Origin of the sequence: Croceitalea sp. MTPC6 (assembly GCF_036985525.1) — a bacterium.
In the GTDB taxonomy this organism is placed as follows: domain Bacteria; phylum Bacteroidota; class Bacteroidia; order Flavobacteriales; family Flavobacteriaceae; genus Croceitalea.
On the sequence record NZ_BTGR01000013.1, the window covers coordinates 38756 to 64072 of the forward strand.

27 protein-coding genes and 1 tRNA gene are annotated in these 25317 nt (G+C 34.6%); 13 read left to right on the top strand and 15 right to left on the bottom strand.

Annotation, left to right across the window (positions count from 1 at the left end; translation table 11 throughout):
* Nucleotides 1-332 precede the first annotated feature (332 nt).
* Nucleotides 333-1490: a site-specific integrase gene (locus tag AACP56_RS16970; RefSeq protein WP_339334873.1), complete on the bottom strand. Its 1158-nt coding sequence runs from the start codon at nucleotides 1488-1490 to the stop codon at nucleotides 333-335.
* A gap of 172 nt (nucleotides 1491-1662) precedes the next feature.
* Entirely contained in the window at nucleotides 1663-3069 is a 1407-nt protein-coding gene (gene mnmE, locus AACP56_RS16975) for a tRNA uridine-5-carboxymethylaminomethyl(34) synthesis GTPase MnmE (protein ID WP_339334870.1), read from the bottom strand.
* Nucleotides 3070-3186: 117 nt separating this feature from the next.
* Between mnmE and AACP56_RS16980 the strand changes: the two genes are divergently transcribed.
* Complete coding sequence (locus AACP56_RS16980) at nucleotides 3187-4194, top strand: glycosyltransferase (protein WP_339334868.1); 1008 nt, start codon at nucleotides 3187-3189, stop codon at nucleotides 4192-4194.
* 196 nt (nucleotides 4195-4390) lie between these two features.
* On the opposite strand, the gene AACP56_RS16985 is transcribed toward AACP56_RS16980, so the two are convergent.
* Nucleotides 4391-5311: a hypothetical protein gene (locus AACP56_RS16985; RefSeq protein ID WP_339334866.1), complete on the bottom strand. Its 921-nt coding sequence runs from the start codon at nucleotides 5309-5311 to the stop codon at nucleotides 4391-4393.
* A 298-nt stretch (nucleotides 5312-5609) separates the two neighbouring features.
* Between AACP56_RS16985 and AACP56_RS16990 the strand changes: the two genes are divergently transcribed.
* Entirely contained in the window at nucleotides 5610-5969 is a 360-nt protein-coding gene (locus AACP56_RS16990; RefSeq protein ID WP_339334864.1) for a DUF4870 domain-containing protein, read from the top strand.
* 56 nt (nucleotides 5970-6025) lie between these two features.
* Here the strand turns inward: AACP56_RS16990 and dnaN are convergent, their stop codons facing one another.
* The 5 genes from dnaN to AACP56_RS17015 all read right to left on the bottom strand — a co-directional run bounded on the left by dnaN (nucleotide 6026) and on the right by AACP56_RS17015 (nucleotide 10796).
* Nucleotides 6026-7144 (bottom strand): DNA polymerase III subunit beta, encoded by a 1119-nt coding sequence (gene dnaN, locus AACP56_RS16995; RefSeq protein WP_339334862.1) that lies wholly within the window; start codon nucleotides 7142-7144, stop codon nucleotides 6026-6028.
* Nucleotides 7145-7263: 119 nt separating this feature from the next.
* Nucleotides 7264-8934, bottom strand: coding sequence for a gliding motility-associated ABC transporter substrate-binding protein GldG (gene gldG, locus AACP56_RS17000; protein ID WP_339334860.1), 1671 nt, complete (start codon nucleotides 8932-8934; stop codon nucleotides 7264-7266).
* Nucleotides 8931-9662, bottom strand: a complete 732-nt coding sequence (gldF, locus tag AACP56_RS17005; RefSeq protein WP_339334858.1) for a gliding motility-associated ABC transporter permease subunit GldF — start codon at nucleotides 9660-9662, stop codon at nucleotides 8931-8933. Before gldF ends, gldG begins: the two co-directional genes overlap by 4 nt.
* A gap of 6 nt (nucleotides 9663-9668) precedes the next feature.
* Nucleotides 9669-9965, bottom strand: coding sequence for a putative quinol monooxygenase (locus tag AACP56_RS17010; RefSeq protein WP_339334856.1), 297 nt, complete (start codon nucleotides 9963-9965; stop codon nucleotides 9669-9671).
* Nucleotides 9966-10796, bottom strand: coding sequence for an SAM hydrolase/SAM-dependent halogenase family protein (locus AACP56_RS17015; RefSeq protein WP_339334854.1), 831 nt, complete (start codon nucleotides 10794-10796; stop codon nucleotides 9966-9968).
* A 139-nt stretch (nucleotides 10797-10935) separates the two neighbouring features.
* Here AACP56_RS17015 and AACP56_RS17020 point away from each other — a divergent pair, with 139 nt between their 5' ends.
* The 4 genes from AACP56_RS17020 (at nucleotide 10936) to AACP56_RS17035 (ending at nucleotide 14947) form a co-directional block, all read left to right on the top strand.
* Nucleotides 10936-11886, top strand: a complete 951-nt coding sequence (locus AACP56_RS17020) for a PhoH family protein (RefSeq protein ID WP_339334852.1) — start codon at nucleotides 10936-10938, stop codon at nucleotides 11884-11886.
* A 5-nt stretch (nucleotides 11887-11891) separates the two neighbouring features.
* Complete coding sequence (locus AACP56_RS17025; RefSeq protein ID WP_339334850.1) at nucleotides 11892-12848, top strand: phosphoribosylaminoimidazolesuccinocarboxamide synthase; 957 nt, start codon at nucleotides 11892-11894, stop codon at nucleotides 12846-12848.
* 65 nt (nucleotides 12849-12913) lie between these two features.
* Entirely contained in the window at nucleotides 12914-13168 is a 255-nt protein-coding gene (locus AACP56_RS17030) for a DUF4212 domain-containing protein (RefSeq protein WP_339334848.1), read from the top strand.
* Between the two features lie 3 nt (nucleotides 13169-13171).
* Nucleotides 13172-14947: a sodium:solute symporter family protein gene (locus AACP56_RS17035; protein WP_339334846.1), complete on the top strand. Its 1776-nt coding sequence runs from the start codon at nucleotides 13172-13174 to the stop codon at nucleotides 14945-14947.
* Here the strand turns inward: AACP56_RS17035 and AACP56_RS17040 are convergent.
* Nucleotides 14937-16061, bottom strand: coding sequence for a hypothetical protein (locus AACP56_RS17040; protein WP_339334844.1), 1125 nt, complete (start codon nucleotides 16059-16061; stop codon nucleotides 14937-14939). The two genes, AACP56_RS17035 and AACP56_RS17040, sit on opposite strands and share 11 nt — an antisense overlap.
* Nucleotides 16062-16144: 83 nt before the next feature.
* On the opposite strand from AACP56_RS17040, the gene acs reads away from it, so the two are divergent.
* Entirely contained in the window at nucleotides 16145-18052 is a 1908-nt protein-coding gene (gene acs / locus AACP56_RS17045) for an acetate--CoA ligase (RefSeq protein WP_339334842.1), read from the top strand.
* A gap of 5 nt (nucleotides 18053-18057) precedes the next feature.
* Here acs and AACP56_RS17050 read toward each other — a convergent pair whose 3' ends face one another.
* The 3 genes from AACP56_RS17050 to AACP56_RS17060 form a co-directional block, all read right to left on the bottom strand.
* Nucleotides 18058-18465, bottom strand: coding sequence for a hypothetical protein (locus AACP56_RS17050; protein WP_339334840.1), 408 nt, complete (start codon nucleotides 18463-18465; stop codon nucleotides 18058-18060).
* 224 nt (nucleotides 18466-18689) lie between these two features.
* Entirely contained in the window at nucleotides 18690-19172 is a 483-nt protein-coding gene (locus AACP56_RS17055) for a pyridoxamine 5'-phosphate oxidase family protein (RefSeq protein ID WP_339334838.1), read from the bottom strand.
* Nucleotides 19173-19234: 62 nt separating this feature from the next.
* Nucleotides 19235-20068 carry a universal stress protein gene (locus AACP56_RS17060; RefSeq protein WP_339334835.1) on the bottom strand — a complete coding sequence of 278 codons (834 nt, stop codon included), beginning with the start codon at nucleotides 20066-20068 and terminating at the stop codon, nucleotides 19235-19237.
* A gap of 334 nt (nucleotides 20069-20402) precedes the next feature.
* Here AACP56_RS17060 and AACP56_RS17065 point away from each other — a divergent pair, with 334 nt between their 5' ends.
* From AACP56_RS17065 to AACP56_RS17080, 4 genes are all read left to right on the top strand, one after another.
* Complete coding sequence (locus AACP56_RS17065; RefSeq protein ID WP_339334833.1) at nucleotides 20403-21263, top strand: sigma-70 family RNA polymerase sigma factor; 861 nt, start codon at nucleotides 20403-20405, stop codon at nucleotides 21261-21263.
* Nucleotides 21264-21280: 17 nt separating this feature from the next.
* Nucleotides 21281-21475 carry a 30S ribosomal protein S21 gene (gene rpsU, locus AACP56_RS17070; RefSeq protein WP_339334831.1) on the top strand — a complete coding sequence of 65 codons (195 nt, stop codon included), beginning with the start codon at nucleotides 21281-21283 and terminating at the stop codon, nucleotides 21473-21475.
* A 146-nt stretch (nucleotides 21476-21621) separates the two neighbouring features.
* On the top strand, nucleotides 21622-21813 hold the full coding sequence (locus AACP56_RS17075; RefSeq protein WP_339334830.1) for a hypothetical protein: 192 nt from the start codon (nucleotides 21622-21624) through the stop codon (nucleotides 21811-21813).
* Between the two features lie 337 nt (nucleotides 21814-22150).
* Nucleotides 22151-22561 (top strand): response regulator, encoded by a 411-nt coding sequence (locus AACP56_RS17080; protein ID WP_339334828.1) that lies wholly within the window; start codon nucleotides 22151-22153, stop codon nucleotides 22559-22561.
* 257 nt (nucleotides 22562-22818) lie between these two features.
* On the opposite strand, the gene AACP56_RS17085 is transcribed toward AACP56_RS17080, so the two are convergent.
* Nucleotides 22819-22892: transfer RNA gene (locus AACP56_RS17085), tRNA-Met, on the bottom strand.
* A gap of 132 nt (nucleotides 22893-23024) precedes the next feature.
* Here AACP56_RS17085 and AACP56_RS17090 point away from each other — a divergent pair.
* The gene (locus AACP56_RS17090) at nucleotides 23025-23408 is read left to right on the top strand and encodes an START-like domain-containing protein (protein ID WP_339334826.1); all 384 of its coding nucleotides are present in this window, start codon (nucleotides 23025-23027) and stop codon (nucleotides 23406-23408) included.
* Between the two features lie 56 nt (nucleotides 23409-23464).
* Complete coding sequence (locus AACP56_RS17095; RefSeq protein WP_339334824.1) at nucleotides 23465-24310, top strand: aminotransferase class IV; 846 nt, start codon at nucleotides 23465-23467, stop codon at nucleotides 24308-24310.
* Here the strand turns inward: AACP56_RS17095 and AACP56_RS17100 are convergent.
* Nucleotides 24307-24867 (bottom strand): YqgE/AlgH family protein, encoded by a 561-nt coding sequence (locus AACP56_RS17100; RefSeq protein WP_339334822.1) that lies wholly within the window; start codon nucleotides 24865-24867, stop codon nucleotides 24307-24309. The genes AACP56_RS17095 and AACP56_RS17100 overlap by 4 nt on opposite strands.
* Before the next feature lie 117 nt (nucleotides 24868-24984).
* Nucleotides 24985-25257: an HU family DNA-binding protein gene (locus tag AACP56_RS17105; RefSeq protein WP_339334820.1), complete on the bottom strand. Its 273-nt coding sequence runs from the start codon at nucleotides 25255-25257 to the stop codon at nucleotides 24985-24987.
* Nucleotides 25258-25317: the final 60 nt, after the last annotated feature.

The following is a 25317-nucleotide window of genomic DNA, read 5'->3' on the forward strand; positions in this document are numbered from 1 at the left end:
GATTAATAATGAACAAAGCGCTTTGTTTCTTTTTGTAGAATTCTAGAAATAAAAGTATAAATAAGGGAAATATGAAACTCTTGGACGCTATATTTTTTATTCACAAATATTTGATAATCAGTTATTTGTATTGATTTACATACAAATGAAATCAAATTTTATAGGCTTCATTAAATCAGATTTCAAAACATATGTTTTGGTATTGAAAAATATGGAGTGGAATTGGTGAAATTCTGAGTTATTAACAATCAAAATCCAAAAAATGGCTTATAACTCTTTGATTCAAATCTGAAATCTGATTTTTGGAGGTGCTTAAAATGAATCTATATTCTTTATTCGAGGGTGTCCAATTCTAATTTTGGAACCAGATTGGCTGCTTCTTTCATTTTCTTATCAATGATTTTGGCATAAATCTCTGTAGTTCTTATTTCTTTATGCCCAAGGCGTTTAGAAACTGTGTAGATGTCAGCTCCATTTTCCAAAAGTAAGACCGCATTGGTATGTCTTGCAGAGTGAAAGGTAATGTGTTTGGTAATACCTGCAAACATACACCAACGAAGCAACTGAAGGTTCATGTGTGCACTGTAACGTAAATTGGTAAAAACTCTATCTCTTGGTTCTAACCTTTCCCCTAATAATTCTCTGGCTTGCTTAGAAATATATAAGTATTCCATTCCTTCCGTTTTTTTTTGTTTGAAAACAATACGAAATATTTCATTATCAGAATTATCAAAACCTTCTTCTCTGACTTCAGACCAGGTTAGTTTGTTTATATCTGACCATCTTATACCTGTTAATGAGGAGAAAAGAAAGGCACGCTTTAAAATATCAATTTTACATGGTGTTCGAGAAAGTTTTAACAACTCTTCAGAAGTTAAATATTCTCTTTTGGACTCACCCATGGTAAACCCTTTCACTTTTACAATAAGGTTTTCTTTTAGATATCCTTCTTCAAATGCTGCTCTCATGGCAGCTTTAAACTTATTAAAATAAGTATGTTTTGTATTTTGAGATAGTCTTTTCTTGCTTTTTGTTACTGCAACAGTATCCAAATACTTTTTAAAGCCCTTAATGAAGTCAATGTCAATATCATTAAATGAAGTAGTGGGTAGACAATATTTCTCAATATGCTTTTGAGCAGCATCCCAATTATCATAATTCCCTTTTGTTTGATAACGTTCCTCTTTTTTGAGGTTGTAGAAATCAATAAAACCTGTTCTGCCCTTGGAGTCATTTTGAATTTTATACTTGCCTTGATAAATTTCAGCTTTTCTAATTGCCAAAATTTGTTCGGCTAACTCCAGTTGTTCTTTATTTTTCTTTCTTTCATCAGTTGTTTTAGGATTGGTAACCAAATAAAGTTCTAAGTATTCGAATTCACGAATATGTTTAATCTTTCCTTCGGGTGTAGTTTTATGACCTTTATAATATTCAATATAAAGACTAGTCTTTCCACTTTTAAGTTTTTTCTTTCTTAGATGTATTTTCATAAGGAACACAATTTTTACACCTCAGGTGTAAAAAATTAATTATGAGGTGTAAATTAGATGTAATAAAAGTATAAAAATCACATTATCAAAAGAAAGTAAAATTTCAATAGTTATTAACAATCATTTGATTTACAGCTAATTGTATTCATTTGAAATCAAATAAAATTAATATCTATTTCCCGATACAGAAATTCGCAAAGATATTTCCCAATAAATCGTCAGAGGTAATTTCCCCGGTAATCTCACCTAAGTGGAATAAGGCCTGACGTGTATCTATGGCCAAAAGGTCTCCAGAAATACCATCGAAAAGTCCTGCGCGCACTTTATTTACTTCTTCCAGAGCCTTTATAAGGGAATCATAATGACGGGTATTGGTAACGATGGTTTCATTATTCCGTAGCGCACCCGTATTTACAAGATTGATGAGGGTGTCTTTTAATACATCAACTCCCATGCCCGTTTTTGCCGATAAGAACTGTGGAGTGACCCCTTCGACAGCGTTTAGGTTCTTATGAATTTGTTTTTTATCCTCGTCTGAAATCACATCAATCTTGTTTATGACAATGATAACAGGTTTTTGAGGGTGCTTTTTTTTTAATTTTCTAATTTCCCTTTTAAGGATTTCATGGTCATTTGATTTTAGCAACGAGCCATCCACCAAATACACTATAACTTGGGCTTGTTCAATTTTTTCAAAGGTCTTTTGAATTCCAATACCCTCCACAACATCTTTGGTCTCGCGGATACCCGCCGTATCAATAAATCGAAAACCCAAACCACCGATCGTGATCTCATCTTCGATACTGTCTCGGGTGGTACCGGCAATTTCGGAGACAATGGCGCGCTCTTCGTTCAGTAACGCATTCAACAAGGTAGATTTGCCTACATTGGGCTCTCCAACTATGGCTACCGGAATCCCATTTTTTATGACGTTGCCAACCGCAAAGGAATCGATAAGGCGTTTTAAGACATGCTGTATACGATCTAATAACGCTGTGAACTGATCGCGATTGGCGAACTCCACATCCTCTTCGGAGAAATCCAGCTCCAATTCGATCAGGGAGGCAAAATTCATAAGTTCATCGCGAAGGACTTTGATTTCATTACTGAATCCACCTCGCATTTGTTGTATTGCGACTTGATGACTTGCAGCATTATCAGATTTGATTAAATCTGCCACTGCTTCAGCCTGACTTAAATCCATTTTTCCATTTAGAAACGCGCGGAGAGTGAATTCTCCAGCTTCAGCAGTGCGACAGCCATTTTTTAGAAAAAGTTGAATAATTTGCTGTTGTATATACGGCGAACCATGACATGAAATTTCGGCTACATTTTCTCCAGTATATGAGTTAGGCGATTTAAAAATTGAGACCAATACTTTGTCTATCACTTTTTCGTTATCAATGATATGCCCTAAATGAATTGTATGACTATTTTGATTAATCAAGCTTTTTCCACTCACTGAGCTAAATTTTTCAGAGACTATTTGAATAGCTTGTTTGCCAGAAATGCGAAGTATTGAAATAGGACCATTACCAGGCGGAGTTGCAATTGCAATTATGTTTTCATCAAAATTCATAATTGTAAAATTACAAATAGAAAAAATGTCTTTAGTTGTATTTTTTGATACAATTCAAAATAGTGGTATTGGTAAACTGTTAAAGTCTTAATATTGAGTTTATAATTACTGTATTTAATGAAGTTGAGTATTTTAATATCTGTTTATAATGGAGAAAAATATATTGAGCGATGTTTGAACTGTATTTTGAATCAAAATCTCAATCCTTCAGATTATGAAATCATTTTAATTGATGATGGCTCTAAAGATGGCACTTATATTTTGGCTAAGGAATTTGCCAAAGATTACAATCATATTAAAGTATATACACAAAATAACAAGGGCCTTTTTAATACTAGAAATAGGTTACTTGGTATGGCTAAAGGAGATTATGTTTATAACTTGGATATAGATGATGTCTTAGTAGAAAATCAGTTGTCTCATATTTTAGAATATGCAATTAAAAATGATTTGGATTTAGTAGGATTTAAATCAAAAATTAGTTTTGAAATATTACCAGATGATTTAAAACATGATGAAATTAAAAATGCGAGTCTTTTCGAAAATGGAGAATCATTTATTTTGTCTCACCCAAACCATAGAGTAGAAGTTTGGTGGTATCTTGTAAAAAAAAGTTTTTTAAAAGATAATGGAATCTGCTTTGAGGACAATCAAAATAATGCAGATGTATTGTTTACATACGAAGTACTACTCAATGTAGGAAAAATGGGATATTTTGATTGGATTAGTCATTATTACTACCAGTCCTTGGATTCTATTATGCGCTCAAATAGTTTTCATAAAAACCTTAATTTAGTTAATACAATGCATGCAATGATTCTTTCAATAAATGATTTTTCACAACACTTTGAACTTAAAAAAAATAAATCGAAAATTGCAAGTATTGTTAGACAAAGATTAACTCATTTTGCTTTTGGAAATCTAGTAATGATGATTCGTATTGGCTTAAGTTTGAATTTTATAAAAGCGCATGTTAAACAGTTAAAGGAAATAAATGTTTATCCATTAAACATACAGTTTTTTAGTAAAATGAGCTTCAAAGTAAAGTTTTTTGCAATATTGTTAAACTCAATATTTATTATTCAAGTTGGAACAGTTTTTTTTAGATTAAAGAAAATGTTATGAACTTCTTTAACTCCTATACTATATCAACTATGGTATGATATTCATAAAAAATATACCCTAAACCAAATAGCTAGTAATAAATTTAGCATATAGAAAAAGGCCAGAACAAATTCTGACCTTTTAATTTTTTAGACAAATTAGTATTTCTAATTTCTATAGATTCTTTATTCCTTTACAGGAATCAAAAATCTTTCCTCTAGTGATATCTTGGGCAACATCTAAGTCTAAAGTCGAAATCCATAACCCAAAGACGCTCACCAGTATGTCTATCAGTAATCCATCCCCAGTTACTGAATCCATGAGCTCCGATGTTAGAATCAAATGCAGCACCGTTTGGCCCTAACTGACCTCTTAAATTTTCACCTCGCTGCTCAAGTCCAAAACATCCCTGTCCTACACAGTCGCTACCAAAAGAATACAACCAACTATATTTAGAATCTATTTCGTAATACTTTAACTCTTCTGGATTGGCAGCTTGTGAAGCACAACCTGGCTCAAGTTTGAACTCTCCTCCATTAGCACTAAATTCGTCATAGTTTTGCTTGTCTTTTAACCAAACATTAACGTAAACCTTACAATTGCCATCATTCATTGTGGTGACACCCCTTATTAGAGCCGTACCGTTGCTAAATGTGACAAAAATCATCCTGTAATACCTTGTAGATGAAAAGTAAGTAGAGGGATTAAAATAATCTTCTTCCTCTTCAGGCCACCACATATTAGATGCAGGTTGGCGATCTTCAAATGGACACCTATCAGCATCTTTTATCAAACATAATGAAGTAATACGCGGACGATGACGATATTTCCCCTTGCTTAATGCTCCCTTGCCTGATTGTTCTTCATTACGTAGGTCAACTACGTCTAAATTGAGATTATCCAATTGACTCAAATCTAAGTCCTGAATTTCATTAAAAAATTCGTTTTGAATTGTCTCGAATTCTTCTATTTCCAACTCTTCTTCTACAATGCTATTTTCTGATTCGGTCGTTAATTCATTTTCTAAGGAATTCTGAAGAGAAGAATCAATTGTTTCATCGGATGAAGATAGTTCTTCGCTTTCACAGCTGACGAAGGATACAGTGACGGCTAAAGCCAAAAGATAAATTTTTTTCATTATTATTTGTTTAGGATTTACTTAACAAATTTCTAGTATTTTAACTTTTATGACTTGTTTTTTAGACAAAGTGTTAAAAAAATAGGCAGATGGTAAATTATATTACCAATAAGATTTAAAAACGCAATCTTTTCTTGTAAAAAGAACTGATATTCAATACATTATAAATTAAAAATATTTTTTATCGTTCATGCCAATTTTGAAAATCATTGATAATATTTTCTTATGACAACTGTCTTATTGTAACATTTCTGAAAAAATTGCTACTGATATAATACATCATCAAAAAACAATCACTATGGAATTAGTTAATCAGCAAGTTTTAAGAAAAGACAACACAGTTCTGGCAATAACGCATCTAACGCAGCTATTGCACTATATTACTGGTTTTGGAGGATTTATAGTGCCATTAATTATTTGGCTTACATCCCGTAACTCTATAAAAGGCATGGATGAACACGGTAAATCCATAATCAATTTGCAATTAAGCATGTTGCTCTATATTGTTCTTAGTATTCCAGCCATCTTATTATTTGGGCTGGGAATATTAACTTTAATCGGAGTTGGAATAATAGGATTTATTTTACCTATTGTTAACGCGGTAAAAGCTGCGAATGGAGAACCTCCTTCTTACTTTTTGACTATAAAGTTTATATAATAAAAAAAAGCTAGAGAAATTTCTCTAGCTTTTTTGGTATTTAAGGTTGATTTAATTTAACTGTTTAACATTACAGGCATAACAAGCATAGTAACATTTTCACCCTCATCAAGCCCATCTGCCGGGGTTAATATACCCGCTCGATTTGGAAGGCTCATTTCTAAAGAAACTTCATCTGAAGATAGATTATTGAGCATTTCTACCAAGAAACGTGAGTTAAAACCAATCTGCATGTCATCACCTTGATAAGCGCACGATAACCGCTCCTCAGCCTTATTGCTATAATCTACATCTTCCGCTGAAATGTTAAGTTCAGCACCAGCTATTTTAAGACGAATTTGATGAGTTGTTTTGTTTGAGAAAATTGATACTCTGCGAACTGAGCTCAAAAACTGATTTCTAGAAATTGATAATTGATTTGGATTCTCTTTAGGAATCACTGCCTCATAATTAGGATATTTCCCATCAATTAAGCGACAAATCAATTCAGTATCATCAAAAGTGAACTTGGCATTACTTTCGTTGTATTCAATTTTAACATCAGATTCCGAGCCTGCTAAAATACCTTTGAGAAGATTCAACGGTTTTTTTGGCATTATAAATTCAGCAACTTCTGAAGCCTCAACATCACTTCGCTGGTACTTCACCAATTTGTGTGCATCTGTTGCAACAAAAGTCAAATTCTCTGGTGAGAACTGAAAGAAAACTCCACTCATCACAGGACGTAAATCGTCATTCCCGGCGGCAAAAATTGTTTTGTTTATTGCTGTAGCCAAAATATCACCTAAAAGAGTAGTTGAACTTGGATTGGATAATTCCACTGCTTTTGGGAATTCTGCGCCATCAGCATAAGCTAAAGCGTATTTACCGTGGTTTGAGCTTATTTCTACTGTATTGTTATCCTCAACAACAAAGGTCAATGGCTGTTCGGGAAATGTTTTTAATGTATCCAATAACAAACGTGCAGGAACGGCTATTGTACCTTCCGAATCTGAATCAACATTCAGTACTGAACTCATCGTGGTTTCCAAATCTGAAGCTGAGACCGTAAGCTTTGTTTTATTCAAATCAAAAAGGAAATTATCCAAAATTGGCAAAGTATTACTGCTATTGATTACACCTCCCAATACTTGAAGTTGTTTTAACAAATATGTACTTGATACAATAAATTTCATCAAAAGAATTTTAGTAAACGATATATTGTTTTAACAGAAATCTGAAGTTCATACTATTAAAACCTATGAAAGCAAAGATATTTTAAAAGTACTTGCTTCAAAAACTATTTTATCAACACTTAAGCAGTAAACTTTCTTTTTCTGTTATAATTGAAAAGTAGCCCTATAATGACTGTGAAAATTACTGGAACACCAATGTTTATAAGCTGCCACTTCAATTTTTGGTCTATAATTTTTTGAACATCCAACAATGGGATAGAAACTTTCTTGTTACGAATGTTTATAAGTCCGTCATCATCCAATAAATAATTAATGCTGTTTACCAGAAACTCTTTGTTCCCATAAGTGTTATTGGTCCACTTATCATAACCAAGGGGTAATGGTCTACCATTTTGTAATTGGTTTTTGATAACATCACCATCCGCAATAACCAATAATTGATTTTGATTTCCCTTATCAAGACTGCCAGTTAGTTTTAATGGTTTTATTCTATTTGCATAAGCAGAAATAAACTTGCCTTCAATTAAAACGGCTAACGGTAAATCACCTTTCCCAACGTACATCTCTTTATCTGATTGTTTCCTTAAAATGTTTAAACTAATGGGTTTTGGAGTGCCTTCTAGTTTTGATAAAGGTGAGGTTTGAAGTAGAACAGTTTTCTTATATGTATTGGGTAATGTGTCAATTACGCTAGTGAATTGAAATCTAGAGGCTTCAATATTTTTATTGATGGGATGATTATTTTTTGAAAAAACCATTGGATGATAAACCCATGGTAACGGATTATATTGAGATTCATTAGCTTCTCCGGTTGCCAAGACTATTGGAGTATTGTAAAGGTCATTTACCAAAACAGGGTTTACTCGAATTCCATATTTAAAAAATAGATCATCCAGCTTAAGTTGCCTTGGCAGTGCTATTGAAGTCCCATTTTCATTAAAAAGGCTATCCAATTCCATGGCTACTTGGTCAATCAACCAAATTGATTTACCACCATTAACCATATACTGATCTAAAATATACTTTTCTTCTTCTGTGAAAGCTTCGGTAGGTTTAGCAATTAGTGCTAAATCAAAAGTTTTTAGCTGGTCAAACACTTTTTGAGGATTACTTTCAACAGAATCCAGGGTTATTGCTCCAATATTGTAGTATTCACGGATGGTACTCAAATAATCTGCAAGATAAATGTCATCTAACTCGCCATTGCCTTTAAGAATGGCAACTTTCTTTTTTTCTTTAATTCCCAATTTGGTAAAAGCATCCGCAAATGCATACTCCAATTGTTGAACGGAAGTATTTATACGGTCTTCGGATGAAGCCCCAAGTTTATTTTTTAACAAAGAAACTTTTACTGTTTTATTATTATAGTTCACCATGGCCCATGGGAACACAAGCTCTTGTGAGACTTTCCCATTTTCTTCTATAGTGACATTAGCAGGGGTTAATCCGATTTGTTGTAGCTCTGCAATTGTTTGTTCCCTAGGGGCATTTCCTTCAAGTGGATTAACTAAATCAAACTTGATGTTATTATTTTTTGTTGCAAATTGCTCTAATAACAGTATGGTTTCGGATTTCAGTTTTGCAAACTCGGCAGGTAGGCTACCTTCTAAAAGGACATCAATTATAACAGGAGAATCAAATTGTGAAGCACTTTTTATAGCCTCATTGGATAGGGTATATCGGTTATCCTCGGTTAAATCAAATCGCTTATAAACATAGCTTGCCAATACATTTACCAATACCAAAAGGACAAAACCTTTGAAAAAGGAAGCGAGACTGTTCTTTTTCATTTGGTTATGTTTTTTAATCGGATTACGCTGAGATAAGTAAAGAAGAAGGTTAGTGATACAAAGTACACTATATTACGTGTGTCCAAAATTCCAACAGCGATACTTTCAAAATGATATTTTGCCCCCAAGGATTTAACTATTTCTTTAGCCGTTCCATCAGAGAACAGGGTTGCCATTGCTTCAAATCCAAAGAAAATTAAAAAACAAAGTGCTATAGATAGAATGAAAGAAATGATTTGATTGTCGGACAATGTAGAAGCAAAAAGACCAGTACTGGTATAGGTGGCAATTAAAAACAATAGACCAAAATAGGACCCCAGAACAATACCCAAATCATAATTACTTTCTATTAGCCCTAGTTTAGAAATTGTATAAACATAAACTATGGTTGGTATAACAGAAAGTATACATAAGATAAATGCACCCCAGAATTTGCCCATGACAACTTTTAAAACAGAAATAGGTTTTATCAATAACAATTCAAGCGTTCCTAGCTTACGCTCCTCAGAAAAACTCTTCATGGTTATAGCAGGAATTAGAAAAAGAAATACCCATGGAGTCAATAAGAAGAAGTTGCTCAAATCTGAAAAGCCATAATCAAAAATGTTAAACTGACCTTTAAACACCCAAAGAAACAGTGCATTTAAGATTAGGAATAACCCTATAATCAAATATCCAATTGGAGATGTAAAAAAAGATTGAATTTCCTTTTTAAAAATTGCTAGCATAATTTATTAACTCAAAGAAGCTCTTTTATGAACACTCCATGCCTCAGGTTTGGCATCGAATAAAATTTTTGTTTTGGACCAAACTGATTTAAAAAAATCCGAATTCCTGTATTCATCCAATACCTCTTCATTTTCCCAATAACTGTAGGTGAAAAATACATTTGGTTTTTCCAGTTCTTGGTATATTTCAAGAAAGTTACAACCATCAAAATTTCTTATTTCTTGTTTGGTTTGCTCAAATAATTTTTCAAAACTAGAAATATTTTCCTTTTTAAAGGTCAATTTTACAATACGGACCAACATTTATAAAAAGTTTATTGTTATCATGGCATCGTTAGTAAGCCCAAGTAGGGTAGAGGCACCACCTACAGAGTTAAGGTCACTTTTATAGATTGCCAGTTCTATATTCCCCGATGAATTAAAAATAGCAAGTAAATCACTCGGGCCTTTACGTTGATTTTTTGGCAGATTATAGTTCACAATATCGTTATAACTATTATAAATAGCTGTAATCTTTTGTCTTCTCGCTATAATTTCAAAAGGCCTTCCATTTCTATAAGCCTCAAACAATGTTTTTGTGATGTTAGTGACCACATTCCCATAGTTATCAATATAAATAACGTTTCCAATAATAGTTTTCCCTTCATTTGTTACTCTTGGCTCAAGAACCTTTATCTCTTTTAAACTGCTAAAAGAATTACTAACAACACCAAGTTTGCCCCCTCTTGCCAAGTGGCAGGCTACTTTTGTAAATACTTCCAATACAGGGAATGAATTTATTTCTGTATTGGGAATAGAAATTTGGGTCACTTGCTCTGGTTTTAAATCTTTAACAATTAAAGAAATCACACCATTATTGGCTCCAATAAAGTAATGACCGTTAGCAAAAACAGCTATATGTTCGTTTTCCACAGATTCTTCTGAATCCATGCCGATAATATGAATGGAATCTTTCGGAAAATGATGGTAAGCGTTTTTAAGAACATAAGCACATTCTAATGTGTCCAAGGGAGAAATAGCATGCGAAATATCAACAATGGTAGCATTAGGCACTTCTTTTAAGATATTTCCTTTTATGGCGGCAACAAAATGGTCTTTATATCCAAAATCTGTTGTTAATGTTATGATTGCCATGCAGTACTGTTGATATGTTTTTTGCTCCTGAAAAGCCTTTTTTAATTATGTTTGTGGGTAAGTTTAAGATGTAAAATTAAGCAAAAAGGAAGAACAAGTTTTTCCTAAACCCCACAAACCTTTAAATAGTAAAATTTCTTTGAACGAACTTATATTAGAACTCACCGAAATTAGCCCTAGAGAATTTTTTGGGCAGCAGAATGAAAACATTGAATTACTGAAAAAGTATTTTCCCAAGCTTAAGATTGTGGCCCGCGGGAGCAAGATTAAGGTATTTGGTGATGAAGAACTTTTGGAAGAGTTTGATAAGCGTTTTGACATGCTCACTGCTCATTTTGCCAAATACAATAAACTTGATGAAAATGCCATAGAACGAGTACTTACCAGCAATGGAGAGCAAGAAAGTTCATCTAAATCAAGTGGGGAGGTTCTAGTACACGGAGTTAGTGGAAGGTTAATTAAAGCCCAGACAGCAAATCAGCGTAGGATGGTAGATGCATGCAAAAAGGACGATATGGTTTTTGCTATTGGACCTGCGGGTACCGGTAAAACCTATACCGGTGTTGCTTTAGCAGTTAAGGCCTTAAAAGAGAAGCAGGTAAGACGTATCATTTTAACCAGACCAGCAGTTGAAGCTGGTGAAAATTTAGGTTTTCTTCCTGGGGATTTAAAAGAAAAGCTAGATCCTTATATGCAACCATTGTACGATGCACTTCGTGATATGATTGCCCCCGAGAAATTGGAGAAATATATTGAGGATGGTACCATACAAATAGCACCTATGGCTTTTATGCGTGGCCGTACTTTGGACAATGCATTTGTAATTCTGGACGAAGCGCAGAATACCACTCATGCTCAAATGAAAATGTTTTTGACCCGTATGGGTAAAAATGCCAAGTTTTTATTAACAGGAGATCCAGGACAGATAGATTTACCACGTCGTGTAATTTCCGGCCTTAAAGAAGCACTCTTAATTTTAAAGAATACTGAAGGTATTAGCATTATCTATTTAGACGATAAAGACGTAATTCGCCATAAATTGGTTAAGAAAGTTATAGACGCCTACAAAAATATTGAGCACCAAAACTAGTAAGCATGTCAAATACGATAATGGATACCAATTTCCATTTTGCAGGCCAAAAATCTGTTTACAAAGGAAAAGTAAGAGAAGTCTATACCTTGGAAAATGACATCTTAGTTATGGTAGCTACAGATCGCCTCTCCGCTTTTGATGTGGTTATGCCTAAAGGGATTCCGTTTAAGGGTCAGATTTTGAATCAGATTGCTACGAAAATGATGCAGGCCACTGAAGATATTGTTCCAAATTGGCTTTTAGCTACCCCCGATCCCAATGTTGCTGTTGGTAAAGCTTGCGAACCTTTTAAAGTAGAAATGGTGATAAGAGGTTATTTGTCTGGTCATGCGGCAAGGCAGTACAAATTAGGCAAAAGACTTCTTTGTGGAGAACCAATGCCTGAGGGAATGAAGGAGAACGATAAATTCCCTAAACCAATAATTACACCAGCCACTAAAGCAGAAAAAGGAGACCACGACGAGGATATTTCTAAGGCAGATATTTTGAAAAAGGGAATTGTTTCTAAAGAAGATTATGATGTGTTGGAAAAATATACTCATGCCTTGTTTCAAAGGGGTACAGAACTAGCAGCAAAAAGAGGTTTGATATTGGTAGATACTAAATACGAGTTTGGGAAGACAATTGATGGTGAGATTGTTTTGATTGATGAAATTCATACTCCTGATTCTTCCCGGTATTTTTATGCAGATGGTTATGAGCAGCGACAAGAAAGGGGAGAAGCCCAAAAACAACTTTCTAAAGAGTTTGTTCGTCAATGGTTGATTTCTAATGGTTTTCAAGGCCTGGAAGATCAAACGGTTCCAGAAATGAGCAATGAGTACATCGAATCTGTTTCAGAACGCTACATTGAACTCTATGAAAGTATTATGGGAGAATCTTTTGTAAAAGCTGATGTCTCCAATATTCAGGAAAGAATTGGTCAAAATGTGTCTCGATATTTAAGTTCCATCCACTAGAAAATCACCTTTTTAAAAATACTTTTGATTCGTATTTCATATATTTCAAGAAATAACCAATCATTATGGATTCAATCCAACGTAAAAAATATTGGCGAGAAAACTTAAAATATCTCGCTCTTCTTCTGATTATTTGGTTTTTGGTTTCCTATGGATTTGGTATTCTTCTAGTTGATGAGTTAAATACTATTCGTTTGGGAGGTTTTAAACTGGGTTTTTGGTTTGCACAACAAGGTTCTATTTATGTTTTCGTAATACTCATTTTTGTTTATGTAAAATTGATGAACAAGTTGGATAAAAAATACGGAGTAAACGAATAATATATGGGAATTCAGACTTGGACGTTTATTATTGTTGGGCTCACATTTGCATTGTACATAGGTATTGCCATTTGGTCTAGGGCCAGTTCTACAAAAGAATTTTACGTTGCTGACGGAGGTGTTTCGCCTTTGGCTAATGGTTTGGCAACTGCAGCGGATTGGATGTCCGCTGCTTCATTTTTAGGGATGGCGGGTATTATCGCCTTTTCAGGTTATGATGGTTCTGTTTATTTGATGGGGTGGACAGGAGGCTATGTCTTATTGGCCCTTTTGCTAGCGCCATATCTTAGAAAATTTGGAAAGTTTACTGTACCAGATTTTATAGGTGACCGCTATTATTCCAATGTTGCCCGTACAGTTGCGGTAGTAGCAGCACTATTTGTGTCTTTTACCTATGTGGCTGGACAAATGAGAGGCGTAGGCGTTGTTTTCTCTAGGTTTTTAGATGTTGAGGTAAATACTGGAGTATATATTGGAATGGCTGTGGTATTGTTTTATGCTTTTTTAGGTGGAATGAAGGGTATTACCTATACCCAAGTAGCTCAGTATTGTGTATTGATATTCGCCTTTATGGTTCCTGCGATTTTTATTTCCATCATGGCTACAGGTAATCCTGTGCCTCAGCTGGGGATGGGCTCCGCGGGAAGTGACGGAGTGTATCTTTTGGATAAGTTGGACGGATTAATGACCGACCTTGGTTTTACTGCATATACAGACGGTACCAAATCTACTACGGATATCTTTTTTATAACGGCTGCCTTAATGTTGGGAACAGCTGGTCTTCCTCATGTTATCATTCGATTTTTTACTGTCCCTAAAGTTAAGGATGCTCGCAAATCTGCTGGGTACGCCTTATTATTTATTGCAATCCTTTATACTACAGCACCAGCAATTGCGGTTTTTGCACGAACTAACCTGATGGAAACCGTTCAAGACACTCCTTATAAAGAAATTCCTGATTGGTTTACGAAATGGGAAGATACAGGACTTATCGCATGGACCGATAAAAATGGCGATGGAAAAATTCAATATTTACCAGGTTCAGCGATTGAAGGTAAAAAGCCCATGTTTTCTGAAGCTAGAGGAGCTGTTGGTCAACGTTTGATTTCTAACTCAAGTGCTACACGAAACGAGTTATATGTAGATAGGGATATTACGGTTTTGGCAAATCCAGAAATTGCAGGATTACCCAATTGGATTATCGCTCTAGTTGCTGCTGGCGGTTTAGCTGCAGCATTGTCAACAGCTGCCGGATTATTATTGGTAATATCAACTTCTATTTCCCATGATTTGATTAAAAAACAGTTTGCTCCCAATATTTCTGATAAAAAGGAATTATTGATTGCAAGGGTTTCTTCTTTATTTGCTGTTGTGGTTGCTGGATATTTTGGAATAAATCCACCAGGATTTGTGGCATCAGTAGTCGCTTTAGCATTTGGATTGGCAGCTTCATCTTTTTTCCCTGCTATTGTTATGGGCATTTTTAGCAAGCGAATGAATAGGGAAGGGGCAATCACTGGAATGATAGCAGGATTGGCAATTACCAGCTACTATATCGCTCGATTTAAGCTAGGGTGGATTGGTAATCCAGAAACTAGTACAGAAGCAGATTGGTGGCTTGGGATTTCTCCAGAAGGTTTTGGAACGGTAGGGATGCTAATGAATTTTACTATTTCCCTGGTAGTTTCAAGATTTACAGCACCGCCGCCCGCAGAAGTGCAGCAAATTGTGGAAAATATTAGAATACCAAGTGGTGCAGGTGATGCGGTTAATCACTAAATTGTTTGGAGAAAGTTTCACCCCAGCTCTGTTTAGCTAACTTCTCAATACCATCTTCGTTTATAATACCATTGCTTATCCAAAGCTCTCCTAAATCTTTTAAGTCTTCTGGGAAAGTCTCCCAAAGTAGATTATAATCCCGATGAGTCCACCAAATAATGTATTCATAGTTTTCTTCCTGCGCATTCATTAATAGCGATTCTAAATATTCATTTTGCTCAGCTTGAGTTCCTGTAATGGATAAATCAAAACTCGAAATAGCGAGATCTTCCGATAAATGACCAGTTTCAGCAAAAGCAATTGGTTTGTTAATGTTTGCATGTAAAAAATCTAACGCAGCTTGAAACTCAGATTTATCACTTAATCCTTTTAAAAAAGGATAGAAACTTATTGCAGCAAAATCCATTGTATTAACATAGGAGCTTATTTCTGAGATTACAGCTCCTGATTCACCAAAATCCGGTTGATAAAAACCGTGTAGCATTACAGATTCCGAAATTGGGAGTGTAGGATACTCAGTCTTAATTCTACTTTTAACATTTGACATTAATGATTTATAGGCTTCCCATTTCTCAGGAGCATTTTTCAACAAACCATCAACTTCAACGGCTATGACCAAATAATTTGGAGTCAATTGTTCTAACAGATAATTTACATGCTTATAGTAAGCATTAGCTATAATTTCATCGTTTAGGGAGTTATAGCTAGGAATTTCACCATCAAAATCTGGCATTAAGTCACTCCGATTAAGATTCAATAAACTAATCGACAAAGTCATTATATTTTCAGGAGATCTACGAATAGCCCTATTTGAAACCATTTCGGTGAAAGAATTTGGTAATTCAGCACTATTAATCCATGAATTCCAAGGAATATTAGAATCAATATGCTCTGAGTAAATATCACCATTGGAACTAAGAAACATATTGGTACTTGTTACAGCCTCTAGAGTTGGTGCATAAGGCCAAGTAGTAAATCCCATTCTAAAATTTCTTGAAGTAGCTTCTTTCTCCGGGGCAGAGTCTACCATTCTGCTAGAATCATCTGAGTTACATCCATATATAAACCCTATAAAAAATAGTACAATTAAAAAATTTGATATTCCGGACCACATAATAATTTTAAAACGAAACGGATTTTTATTTGTTGCTTATGAGATAATCTTTTACTTTTCATAATTAAGCATTTCACAACATTATGAGCAACTACCATATCAAACATTTAGAAGAATATTTTCAAGTTTATCGTAAATCGGTACGTAATCCTGAGGCTTTTTGGGAAGAAATAGCTGAGGAGCATTTTATGTGGCGCAAAAAATGGAATTCTGTTTTGGAATACGATTTTACCAAGCCTGAAATTAAATGGTTTGATGGTGCGCAGCTAAACATCACTGAAAACTGTATTGATAGGCATTTACACATTCGTGGAGATAAAACGGCGATTCTTTTTGAACCCAATAATCCAGAGGAAGAAGCACAACATATAACCTATAGGCAATTGCATGGTAAAGTCTGCCAGTTTGCCAATGTTTTAAAATCGCAAGGCATCAAAAAAGGAGATAGGGTAGTTATTTATTTACCTATGATTCCAGAATTGGCCATTTCGGTTTTAGCATGTGCTAGAATAGGAGCGGTACATTCTGTCGTCTTTGCTGGTTTTTCTGCTACAGCCTTGAGCACTAGAATAAATGATTGCGAGGCAAAAATGGTAATTACTTCAGACGGTAGTTACCGTGGTGCAAAAACCATTGATTTAAAAGGGATTGTAGATGATGCTTTGGAAGATTCTCCTGGTATTGAAACTGTTTTGGTTGCAAAACGTATCAATTCAGACATCAAAATGCAAGAAGGTCGTGACCATTGGTTAATGCCTTTATTGAATGAAGCTTCAGAAGATTGCGAGCCAGAAATTATGGAAGCTGAAGACCCATTGTTTATTTTATATACTTCAGGCTCTACAGGACGACCCAAAGGCATGTTGCATACTACTGCTGGGTATATGGTTTATGCGGCTTATACTTTTAAAAATGTATTCCAGTATAAAGAAGAGGATGTGTACTGGTGTACGGCTGATATTGGTTGGATTACGGGACATTCTTACATTGTCTACGGACCTTTGGCCAATGGAGCAACTACCGTAATGTTCGAAGGAGTACCATCGTACCCAGATTTTGGACGTTTTTGGGACGTGGTACAAAAGCACAAAGTGACACAATTCTATACGGCCCCAACCGCAATAAGAGCGTTGGCTAAAGAAAACCTGGATTTTGTTACAGAACATGACCTTTCCAGCCTTAAAGTTTTGGGAACAGTTGGGGAGCCTATAAATGAGGAGGCTTGGCACTGGTACAATGATCATGTAGGTGACAAAAAATGCCCAATTGTAGATACGTGGTGGCAAACTGAGACAGGTGGGATACTTATTTCCCCTATCCCGTTTGCAACACCAACAAAACCAACGTATGCGACCTTGCCTATGCCAGGAATACAACCTGCATTGATGGATGAAAATGGCAAAGAGATTTTTGGAAACCAAGTAGACGGGCGTTTGTGTATAAAATTTCCTTGGCCTTCAATAGCCAGAACTATTTGGGGAGACCATAAGCGTTATAAGGATACTTATTTCTCAGCTTTTGAAGGTAAATATTTCACAGGTGATGGTGCATTGCGTGATGAGGTGGGATATTACCGTATAACTGGCAGGGTAGATGATGTAATCATTGTTTCTGGTCATAATCTAGGGACGGCACCTATTGAAGACGCTATTAATGAGCATCCTGCTGTTGCAGAATCTGCGATTGTTGGTTTCCCGCACGATATTAAAGGAAATGCCCTATATGGCTATGTGATTTTAAAAGAAACAGGTGAGTCTAGGGACAGAGAAAACCTTAAGAAAGAAATTAACCAAGTTATTACTGAGCACATTGGCCCAATTGCCAAATTGGATAAGATTCAGTTTGTACCCGGACTTCCAAAAACACGAAGTGGGAAAATTATGCGACGAATTCTTAGAAAGATTGCCTCAAAGGAGACTTCCAATTTAGGTGATACATCAACGTTGTTAAATCCAGAGGTAGTGAAGCAAATTATAGATACTGCATTTTAACCAGATTAGTTGAACATAGGATGCATATCATGGAATCTATCTTTATATTCCAAGACTTTGAATATTACCGGAGTTTCTCCAACATTCTCCAAATCATTTATACGGCTCTTTCCAAAGTTTTCATGATACTTAGTATCTCCTTTTTCTACCCTAATAAGAGCTATTTTTCCATTTCCAAACCTGCTTTTTAGTAAAGCATCAGTTTCAGATATCCACGAATAATCTTTATTGTGCTTTAAAAAAGGCATGCGTTCTCCCTTCTCTAACTTTAAGTTCCATAGTTTAATGGAATCATCTTCAAATAACAGCATGCTCCCTAAGGTCTCTTTAAATTCCAGTAAACGCAACTCTTTGATAAAGGAAGGCTCCCATTTAGCGAAATCGTTAGCCGGATTAAGTTCCAAACAATCCATACAACAAAATTTTCAGGCGGCGAAATTACTTACTTTATAGAGTTTAAAAGTCCTTATAGGCATGTTTAACTTTATGTTGAGAGAGTTGGTATTTTTATTTTTAAATAATTAATAAAGTGTTAATATTCAATTGGTTATTTTGAAAATTTATCAAGGGTTTCTAAACATTGGCGAATCATTTTATTTTTGAGGTTTTACACATTTACTGTAATGCCGTAGTTTTTCTACTTTATCCCTTGTAGAACAATATTTTTAGAATCTTCCAATGCAATTTTTGTTTTTGAATTGTTATAAATCACAACCATTTGATTTGTTTCTAAATCCCAATGTTTTGCCTGCTCAATTATGACATTCAATAGCACTAAATTAGGGTCAGATTTGCCATTGAACCACGCATTCAGCATGGGTGTCCAAAGCTCGTTTACTTTTTCTGTATTCATTATTGGTTTGGCATCCCCGACAATACTTAAATATTCTTGTTTATTTTCATTGGAATAGGTGATTTGAACAGTACTATCTTTTTGAATATCCTCAAAATGGTTACTCATCATATTTGAAAAAAACCATAAATTTCCTTTCTGGTCTACCTGTTGGGTTCCCATAGGGAAAACATTGTAAGGTGTTTTACCAAGATTGGTCGCCATCATTCCGACTTTGTTTTGTTCAATTATTCTTCTAATTTTATTTATTTCCTTCTTTTCGTTCATGTATTTTTTTGATTACTAGTTTATTGGGGCAATATTTTTTTGATTATTGACAGTATGAGTCCTTACTTTAAAATAAGTAAAGGCATTTCTATGTCTGAGATTATCTGTTTTCGGACCCCAGGGTCAAATATCCGTTTGAAAAAACCATGCCCTCGATAGACGATTGCCAGCAAATCAGAAGACTGTTTTTGTAAAAAATTAATAATCCCATTTTTTGCGTTATCGTCATGAACCGTGTGGAATGAATAGTTTTTTAGCCTATTCAAATATGTCCCATGATGTTCAAGCACCTGTTTTTCTTTCAATAGCTGTTTATCATCTTTAGCTACATGCAAAATCTTCAGTTCAGAACCGTAGACCCTCAGAAAATTAAATAAAATATCCATTTGAACATCATTTTCAAACCATTTAGCGTCCAAGGCCAGACTTACATCGTCCAAACTAATTTTTTTTGCCTTGTCAGGTAAAATGAGAACGGAGCAAGTAACTTTCCTACTGATTTTCTCATTGGTATTTCCCAACAATAATCTTTCAATTGATGACTCTTCTGAAGTCCCAATTACCACTAAGTCAGCGTCTTCTTTATCAATTAAGTCACTTAGTACATTCTCCATTGAACCAACACCAACATAATTTTCAATAACAACTGAGGTATTTAGATTATTGACAAATTTTGTGAGCTCCTGTTCCTTCAACATTTGTTGGGTAAGTCTATTTATCCCTCCTGAATTTGATAATGGTGATGGAGTACCAATAGCAGTTTTTTGAAAAATGACATTATGTGCATGGGCAAAAATAATTTTAGAATTAAATCTTTTCGCCATATCTAGGGCGAATGAGGCCCTCTCCTTTGATTCTTTGGTGAAATCGACCGAAACTATTATGGTATTCATCATTTTTTGCTTTTTTGTTTCCTTATGGTTTCACTCGTAATATTGAAAGTATCATTATCAATATTTGGGTTGCCCGTAGGATTAGTTGAATCTGATTGTTTAACCGTTCGTTTAAATTTCTTTTTATCTTTTATAATTCCCATACAACAGCTTAACACATAAAACTTCGTTTCTCCGTTAAATACCTGTTAAAATTTTGTTAAGTATATGTAATTGAGCTTTTTAAAGCAAAATTTCGCTTCATATCATTACAATTTGTAAACAAATTCAAGAAATAGGGCTGTTTATTTGGATTTCTGATAAAAACCTGTACGTTGTAATAAAGAAAAAAGTTTTTATGCGTCAATTGAAGATTACAAAACAGATTACAAATAGGGATTCGAAGTCATTGGAAAAATATTTTCAAGAGATATCCAAGATAGATATGATTACGGCTGACGAAGAAGTAGAATTGGCAAAGAGAATAAAGAAAGGTGATGAACTTGCCTTAAACAAGTTGGTGAATGCAAATCTTCGTTTTGTGGTTTCTGCCGCAAAGCAATATCAAGGTAGGGGATTACGACTGTCCGACTTGATCAATGAAGGTAATCTGGGATTGGTAAAGGCGGCCAAACGCTTTGATGAGACTAGGGGGTTTAAGTTTATTTCCTATGCGGTATGGTGGATACGGCAATCTATTTTACAAGCAATAGCGCAACAATCCAGAATGGTCAGGTTACCACAGAATAAAATACAGACCATTAGTAAAATATACAAGGTATATTCTACACTGGAACAGAAATACGAACGCCCTCCAAGTGCCCAAGAAATTGCCAACGAATTGGATGTAAGTGTTGATAGAGTGAAGAGTACCATGAAAAACTCCGGTAAACATTTATCTATGGATGCCCCACTAACGGAGGGTGAATCTTCCAATCTATATAGCGTAACCAAAACTAATGAGCCCGTGAACCCGGACAGAGAGGTCATGAAGGAATCACTTTTGGAAGATATAGAACAAGCTTTGGAAACACTTCCCAACAATGAAAAAAATGTAGTTCGTCTATATTTTGGAATCGGAGAAAAGACTTCTCTCAGCTTACATGAAATTGGTGAAATTTTCGATTTAACAAGAGAACGGGTGAGACAAATTAAGGAAAAAGGGGTGCGATTACTTAGGCATAAGTCTCGAAGCGAGGTTTTAAGAGCTTATTTATAAAACAAAAAAGAAAGAAAATGCTAAAGATTAAAGTAAAAGAAGACGAAAATATTGATAGAGCCTTAAAGCGGTATAAGCGTAAGTACAAGAGGACGAACGTTCTTGGGGAAATCAGAGAGCGTATGCACTTTACAAAGCAATCTGAACAAAAGCGTGAAACAATTAAGAAGGCAGAGTACAGTCAACAGTATATTGAGGAGCATTCAGAATAATATTGTACACCTTTCCATACGAAGGTTTAACATGGTGATTTTAGGACTGGTTGTTTTTTGATTAAAAAGAGGTAACACAAACTTAACATCCCTTACTTGACATTGGACACTATTATCTTATGTTATTAATGATATAAAATGTATAGATGAAATTATTACACGTTAAAAGACAGACAAAAACAAAAAAGTACTATAGCAAAAGAATGGGGATGTTGACCACAAATGTTACCTACATAAAAAAATATTTTGCCGGCTTACCTATAAAGACAATTCACGAATACCGTAAAACATATTATGGTGAGGTAAAGAAGTCTGAGGATTGTTTCCTTTTTGTTTAAAAATAAGCTAACCTAAGACCACACAAAATGAAAGTACTGGTAATAGGTGAAGGAAATATGAGCTTATAGCAACAAATATATGTCTACTGAGATGGACAAGTTCGAGAGTGATTAAAATATTTCAGGTAAGTTTAGTTCGTTTGGGAGTCAGACGCTTTTTTAGGCGTCTGACTTTTTTGAGTTAAGTACTTATTTAAGTGAAATCTAACTTAAGAGTGTTGAAGGTAAGGTATTTAATAGCTATAATCATGGAGAAAGAAAAACGGAACACCAATATTGAAATATGATCTACAACACAAGGTATATAAACATTCTCATTAAGATTTAAACCAAGTATATGCATAAAACTTTGACTATATGGGTAATTGATGACGACGACATCTTTCAATTTGGGATGCGCATAAACTTGAAAAGCCTGAAAATTGAAAAAAAGGTGCTCTTTTTTAAGAATGGTAAGGAAGCAGCAGATTTTATGATAGAAAATATTAAGGACGAAACCAACCTGCCCGATGTTATTTTTTTAGATATCAATATGCCCATTATGGATGGGTTTGAATTCATGGAGAATTTTGCGCAACTAAAATCCAAATTGAAAAAACGTATAACGATTTATATGATTTCATCTTCAATCGACCCAGTGGATTTAAAAAAAGCTCAAGCAATTAAAGAAATTTCGAACTACTTGGTCAAACCAATCAATCTTAAAGAACTGAATAAATTGATTTTACAACATGAGCAAAAGGATTGAGAATGTTATTACATAAGCAATAAAAGGAAATAATAGGCTCTTTCATTAAAGTCACAAGGGAAAAGGCGACCTATTCTTTAAAATTTTTGTGAAACCAAGATGTATTGAAGCTCCACTATTTATAGCAATCATTAGTCAATATGAGATAAATGAGTCCATTTAAAATGATGAGAAAAAGCACCATTTAAATGTTGTACCTATATTGTGCCTAGGACAAATAGTAAGGCTCCCAATTTCTTGAGAGCCTTCTATCATTGTAGCGAGAGGGGGACTTGAACCCCCGACCTCAGGGTTATGAATCCTGCGCTCTAACCGCCTGAGCTACCTCGCCGTAATTGGTTTTAAGCGGCTGCAAATATAAATCTAATTTTTTGCGGAATCAAAATTCAGAATTAATTTATTATTTGATATATTTTTTTATATTACCGAATTATAAATCAATCTAAAGAAAATAACAAATAGCATGGGTGATAAAGTAAAATTTGAAATTGAGTTTGTGATTCAGTCTTCACCTCAAATGCTTTACCAATATATTTCTACACCATCAGGTCTATCTGAGTGGTTTGCGGACAATGTAAATTCTAGGGGAGAACTTTTCACCTTTATTTGGGACGGTGCTGAGGAAGTAGCAAAACTATTGAAAAAGAAAAGCGATGAGTTTGCCAAATTTGCGTGGGAGGAAAGCGATGACGATACCTATTTTGAAATGCGGATTATCGTGGATGAAATAACCAAAGATGTTTCCTTGTTTATTTCAGATTTCGCAGAAGAAGATGAATTGGAGGAAGCTAAAATGCTTTGGGAGAATCAGATTTCTGATCTTAAACATGTGTTAGGCTCAAAATAAGGTGTACTTCCTTTTGAAAATGTATCTTTGGCCTTGATTTTTTCAAGGCTTTTTCTATGGTCAATTTTAATGGTAAACTTATTCCGTCGAACGATACTTTTTTAAATCACAAAAATCGTGGTTTTAAGTATGGTGACGCGCTGTTTGAAACTATTAGGATAAGTAGTGGAAAACTACTCTTTTGGGAAGACCACTACTTTCGTTTAATGTCCAGTATGCGTATTCTAAGGATGGAGATTCCTATGGAGTTTACCATGGAATTTTTAGAGCAAGAGTTTTCCAAAACAATGGAAGTAAAAGACTTGAGCGATAAGTCTTGCAGGGCAAGATTGACTGTTTTTAGGAATGATGGTGGAAAGTATACCCCGATCACAAATGAGTGCTCTTTTGTCATTGAAGTTGAAAAACTGGATGTGCCTTTTTACACAATTGATGATACTAGTTATGAGGTTGAGCTTTTTAAAGACTTCTATGTAAATGCGGATATGCTATCCAATTTAAAAACTACCAATAAGTTATTGCATACGGTAGCGGGTGTTTTTGCGGAGGAGAATGATTACCAAAATTGTTTGTTGTTAAACGGCACAAAACAAGTAGTTGAAGCCATCAATGGTAATGTTTTCTTGGTTTCTGGTAACACTATTAAAACACCGCCTTTAAAAGATGGTTGTTTGGATGGGATACTTCGTAAAAAACTTATAGAGATTATAGCTAAATGGGAAGATTACGAATTTATGGAAGCTTCTATTTCTCCTTTTGAACTGCAAAAAGCGGACGAATTGTTTATTACCAATACCATAGTGGGTATTAAACCTATAACAAAATACCGCAAAAAAGAGTTTGGAAATGAAGTGGCAAAGAAGCTACTTGGTAGGCTGAATGCTTTGGTTCGGTTAAACTAGTTTAGCGTAGGGTTTTCAGGGGCATTTGACCAAATCAAATAATCACCACCTAATTCTACCATTTTTTCTTTCCAGAAGGCACTGGCAGATTTTTGGATGATATTACTTTCATACTCATTTTTAACCACTACCCAAGATTTAGAAGATAGTTCTTGGTCCAACTGCAAGGAATCCCACCCAGAATACCCTAAAAAGAAACGAATATCATTTTCGGTAATCACTTCATTATTAATAAGTTCAATAGTTTTTTCAAAATCTCCACCCCAATAAATACCATCCGAGATTTCAATACTACCTTGGATTAAATCTGGTACTTTATGGATAAAATAGAGATTGTCCTGTTCTACTGGCCCCCCGTTAAAGACTTTAAAAGGAATTTTAATTTCTGTAATTAAATCACTAATGTCATATTCCAAAGGTTTATTTAGGATAAAACCTACAGAACCTTCATCATTGTGTTCCGCTAATAACACTACGGAACGATTGAAAGAAACGTCACCTGTGATAGATGGTTCTGCGATTAAAAGTTTTCCTTTTTTAGGTTTTGAACTTACCATTAACTAAACATTAGTTATTTTAAATGTAGTATTTTAATTTATAATTTCAAAAAAGGTCTAAAACAATAAAAGCGCTTCGGTTAGGAAGCGCTTTTAAAGTATCTGTAAAATATAGATTTAGTTTACGGACTTTGCCAATTCAGCACCTGCCTTAAACTTTACAACATTTTTAGCTGCAATTTTGATAGTCTGTCCAGTTTGTGGATTTCTACCTTCTCTTGCATTTCTTCTTGAAACAGACCAAGATCCGAAACCTACTAAAGAAACTCTACCACCTTTTTTAAGAGATCCTTCAACGTTTCCTAAGAAAGATTCCAATGCCTTTTTGGCTGCTGCTTTTGTGATGCCAGCATCAGCTGCCATTGCATCGATTAATTCTGTTTTGTTCATAATTGAATTAAATTAATTGTTGTTAAAATAATTTTAATGCTGAAACAAATTTATACGGAT

Coding starts and splice junctions, on each gene's coding strand:
- AACP56_RS16970 (WP_339334873.1), bottom strand. CDS start 1,490: ATGAAAATACATCTAAGAAAGAAAAAACTTAAAAGTGGAAAGACTAGT.
- mnmE (WP_339334870.1), bottom strand. CDS start 3,069: ATGAATTTTGATGAAAACATAATTGCAATTGCAACTCCGCCTGGTAAT.
- AACP56_RS16980 (WP_339334868.1), top strand. CDS start 3,187: ATGAAGTTGAGTATTTTAATATCTGTTTATAATGGAGAAAAATATATT.
- AACP56_RS16985 (WP_339334866.1), bottom strand. CDS start 5,311: ATGAAAAAAATTTATCTTTTGGCTTTAGCCGTCACTGTATCCTTCGTC.
- AACP56_RS16990 (WP_339334864.1), top strand. CDS start 5,610: ATGGAATTAGTTAATCAGCAAGTTTTAAGAAAAGACAACACAGTTCTG.
- dnaN (WP_339334862.1), bottom strand. CDS start 7,144: ATGAAATTTATTGTATCAAGTACATATTTGTTAAAACAACTTCAAGTA.
- gldG (WP_339334860.1), bottom strand. CDS start 8,934: ATGAAAAAGAACAGTCTCGCTTCCTTTTTCAAAGGTTTTGTCCTTTTG.
- gldF (WP_339334858.1), bottom strand. CDS start 9,662: ATGCTAGCAATTTTTAAAAAGGAAATTCAATCTTTTTTTACATCTCCA.
- AACP56_RS17010 (WP_339334856.1), bottom strand. CDS start 9,965: ATGTTGGTCCGTATTGTAAAATTGACCTTTAAAAAGGAAAATATTTCT.
- AACP56_RS17015 (WP_339334854.1), bottom strand. CDS start 10,796: ATGGCAATCATAACATTAACAACAGATTTTGGATATAAAGACCATTTT.
- AACP56_RS17025 (WP_339334850.1), top strand. CDS start 11,892: ATGTCAAATACGATAATGGATACCAATTTCCATTTTGCAGGCCAAAAA.
- AACP56_RS17030 (WP_339334848.1), top strand. CDS start 12,914: ATGGATTCAATCCAACGTAAAAAATATTGGCGAGAAAACTTAAAATAT.
- AACP56_RS17035 (WP_339334846.1), top strand. CDS start 13,172: ATGGGAATTCAGACTTGGACGTTTATTATTGTTGGGCTCACATTTGCA.
- AACP56_RS17040 (WP_339334844.1), bottom strand. CDS start 16,061: ATGTGGTCCGGAATATCAAATTTTTTAATTGTACTATTTTTTATAGGG.
- acs (WP_339334842.1), top strand. CDS start 16,145: ATGAGCAACTACCATATCAAACATTTAGAAGAATATTTTCAAGTTTAT.
- AACP56_RS17050 (WP_339334840.1), bottom strand. CDS start 18,465: ATGGATTGTTTGGAACTTAATCCGGCTAACGATTTCGCTAAATGGGAG.
- AACP56_RS17055 (WP_339334838.1), bottom strand. CDS start 19,172: ATGAACGAAAAGAAGGAAATAAATAAAATTAGAAGAATAATTGAACAA.
- AACP56_RS17060 (WP_339334835.1), bottom strand. CDS start 20,068: ATGATGAATACCATAATAGTTTCGGTCGATTTCACCAAAGAATCAAAG.
- AACP56_RS17065 (WP_339334833.1), top strand. CDS start 20,403: ATGCGTCAATTGAAGATTACAAAACAGATTACAAATAGGGATTCGAAG.
- rpsU (WP_339334831.1), top strand. CDS start 21,281: ATGCTAAAGATTAAAGTAAAAGAAGACGAAAATATTGATAGAGCCTTA.
- AACP56_RS17075 (WP_339334830.1), top strand. CDS start 21,622: ATGAAATTATTACACGTTAAAAGACAGACAAAAACAAAAAAGTACTAT.
- AACP56_RS17080 (WP_339334828.1), top strand. CDS start 22,151: ATGCATAAAACTTTGACTATATGGGTAATTGATGACGACGACATCTTT.
- AACP56_RS17090 (WP_339334826.1), top strand. CDS start 23,025: ATGGGTGATAAAGTAAAATTTGAAATTGAGTTTGTGATTCAGTCTTCA.
- AACP56_RS17095 (WP_339334824.1), top strand. CDS start 23,465: ATGGTCAATTTTAATGGTAAACTTATTCCGTCGAACGATACTTTTTTA.
- AACP56_RS17100 (WP_339334822.1), bottom strand. CDS start 24,867: ATGGTAAGTTCAAAACCTAAAAAAGGAAAACTTTTAATCGCAGAACCA.
- AACP56_RS17105 (WP_339334820.1), bottom strand. CDS start 25,257: ATGAACAAAACAGAATTAATCGATGCAATGGCAGCTGATGCTGGCATC.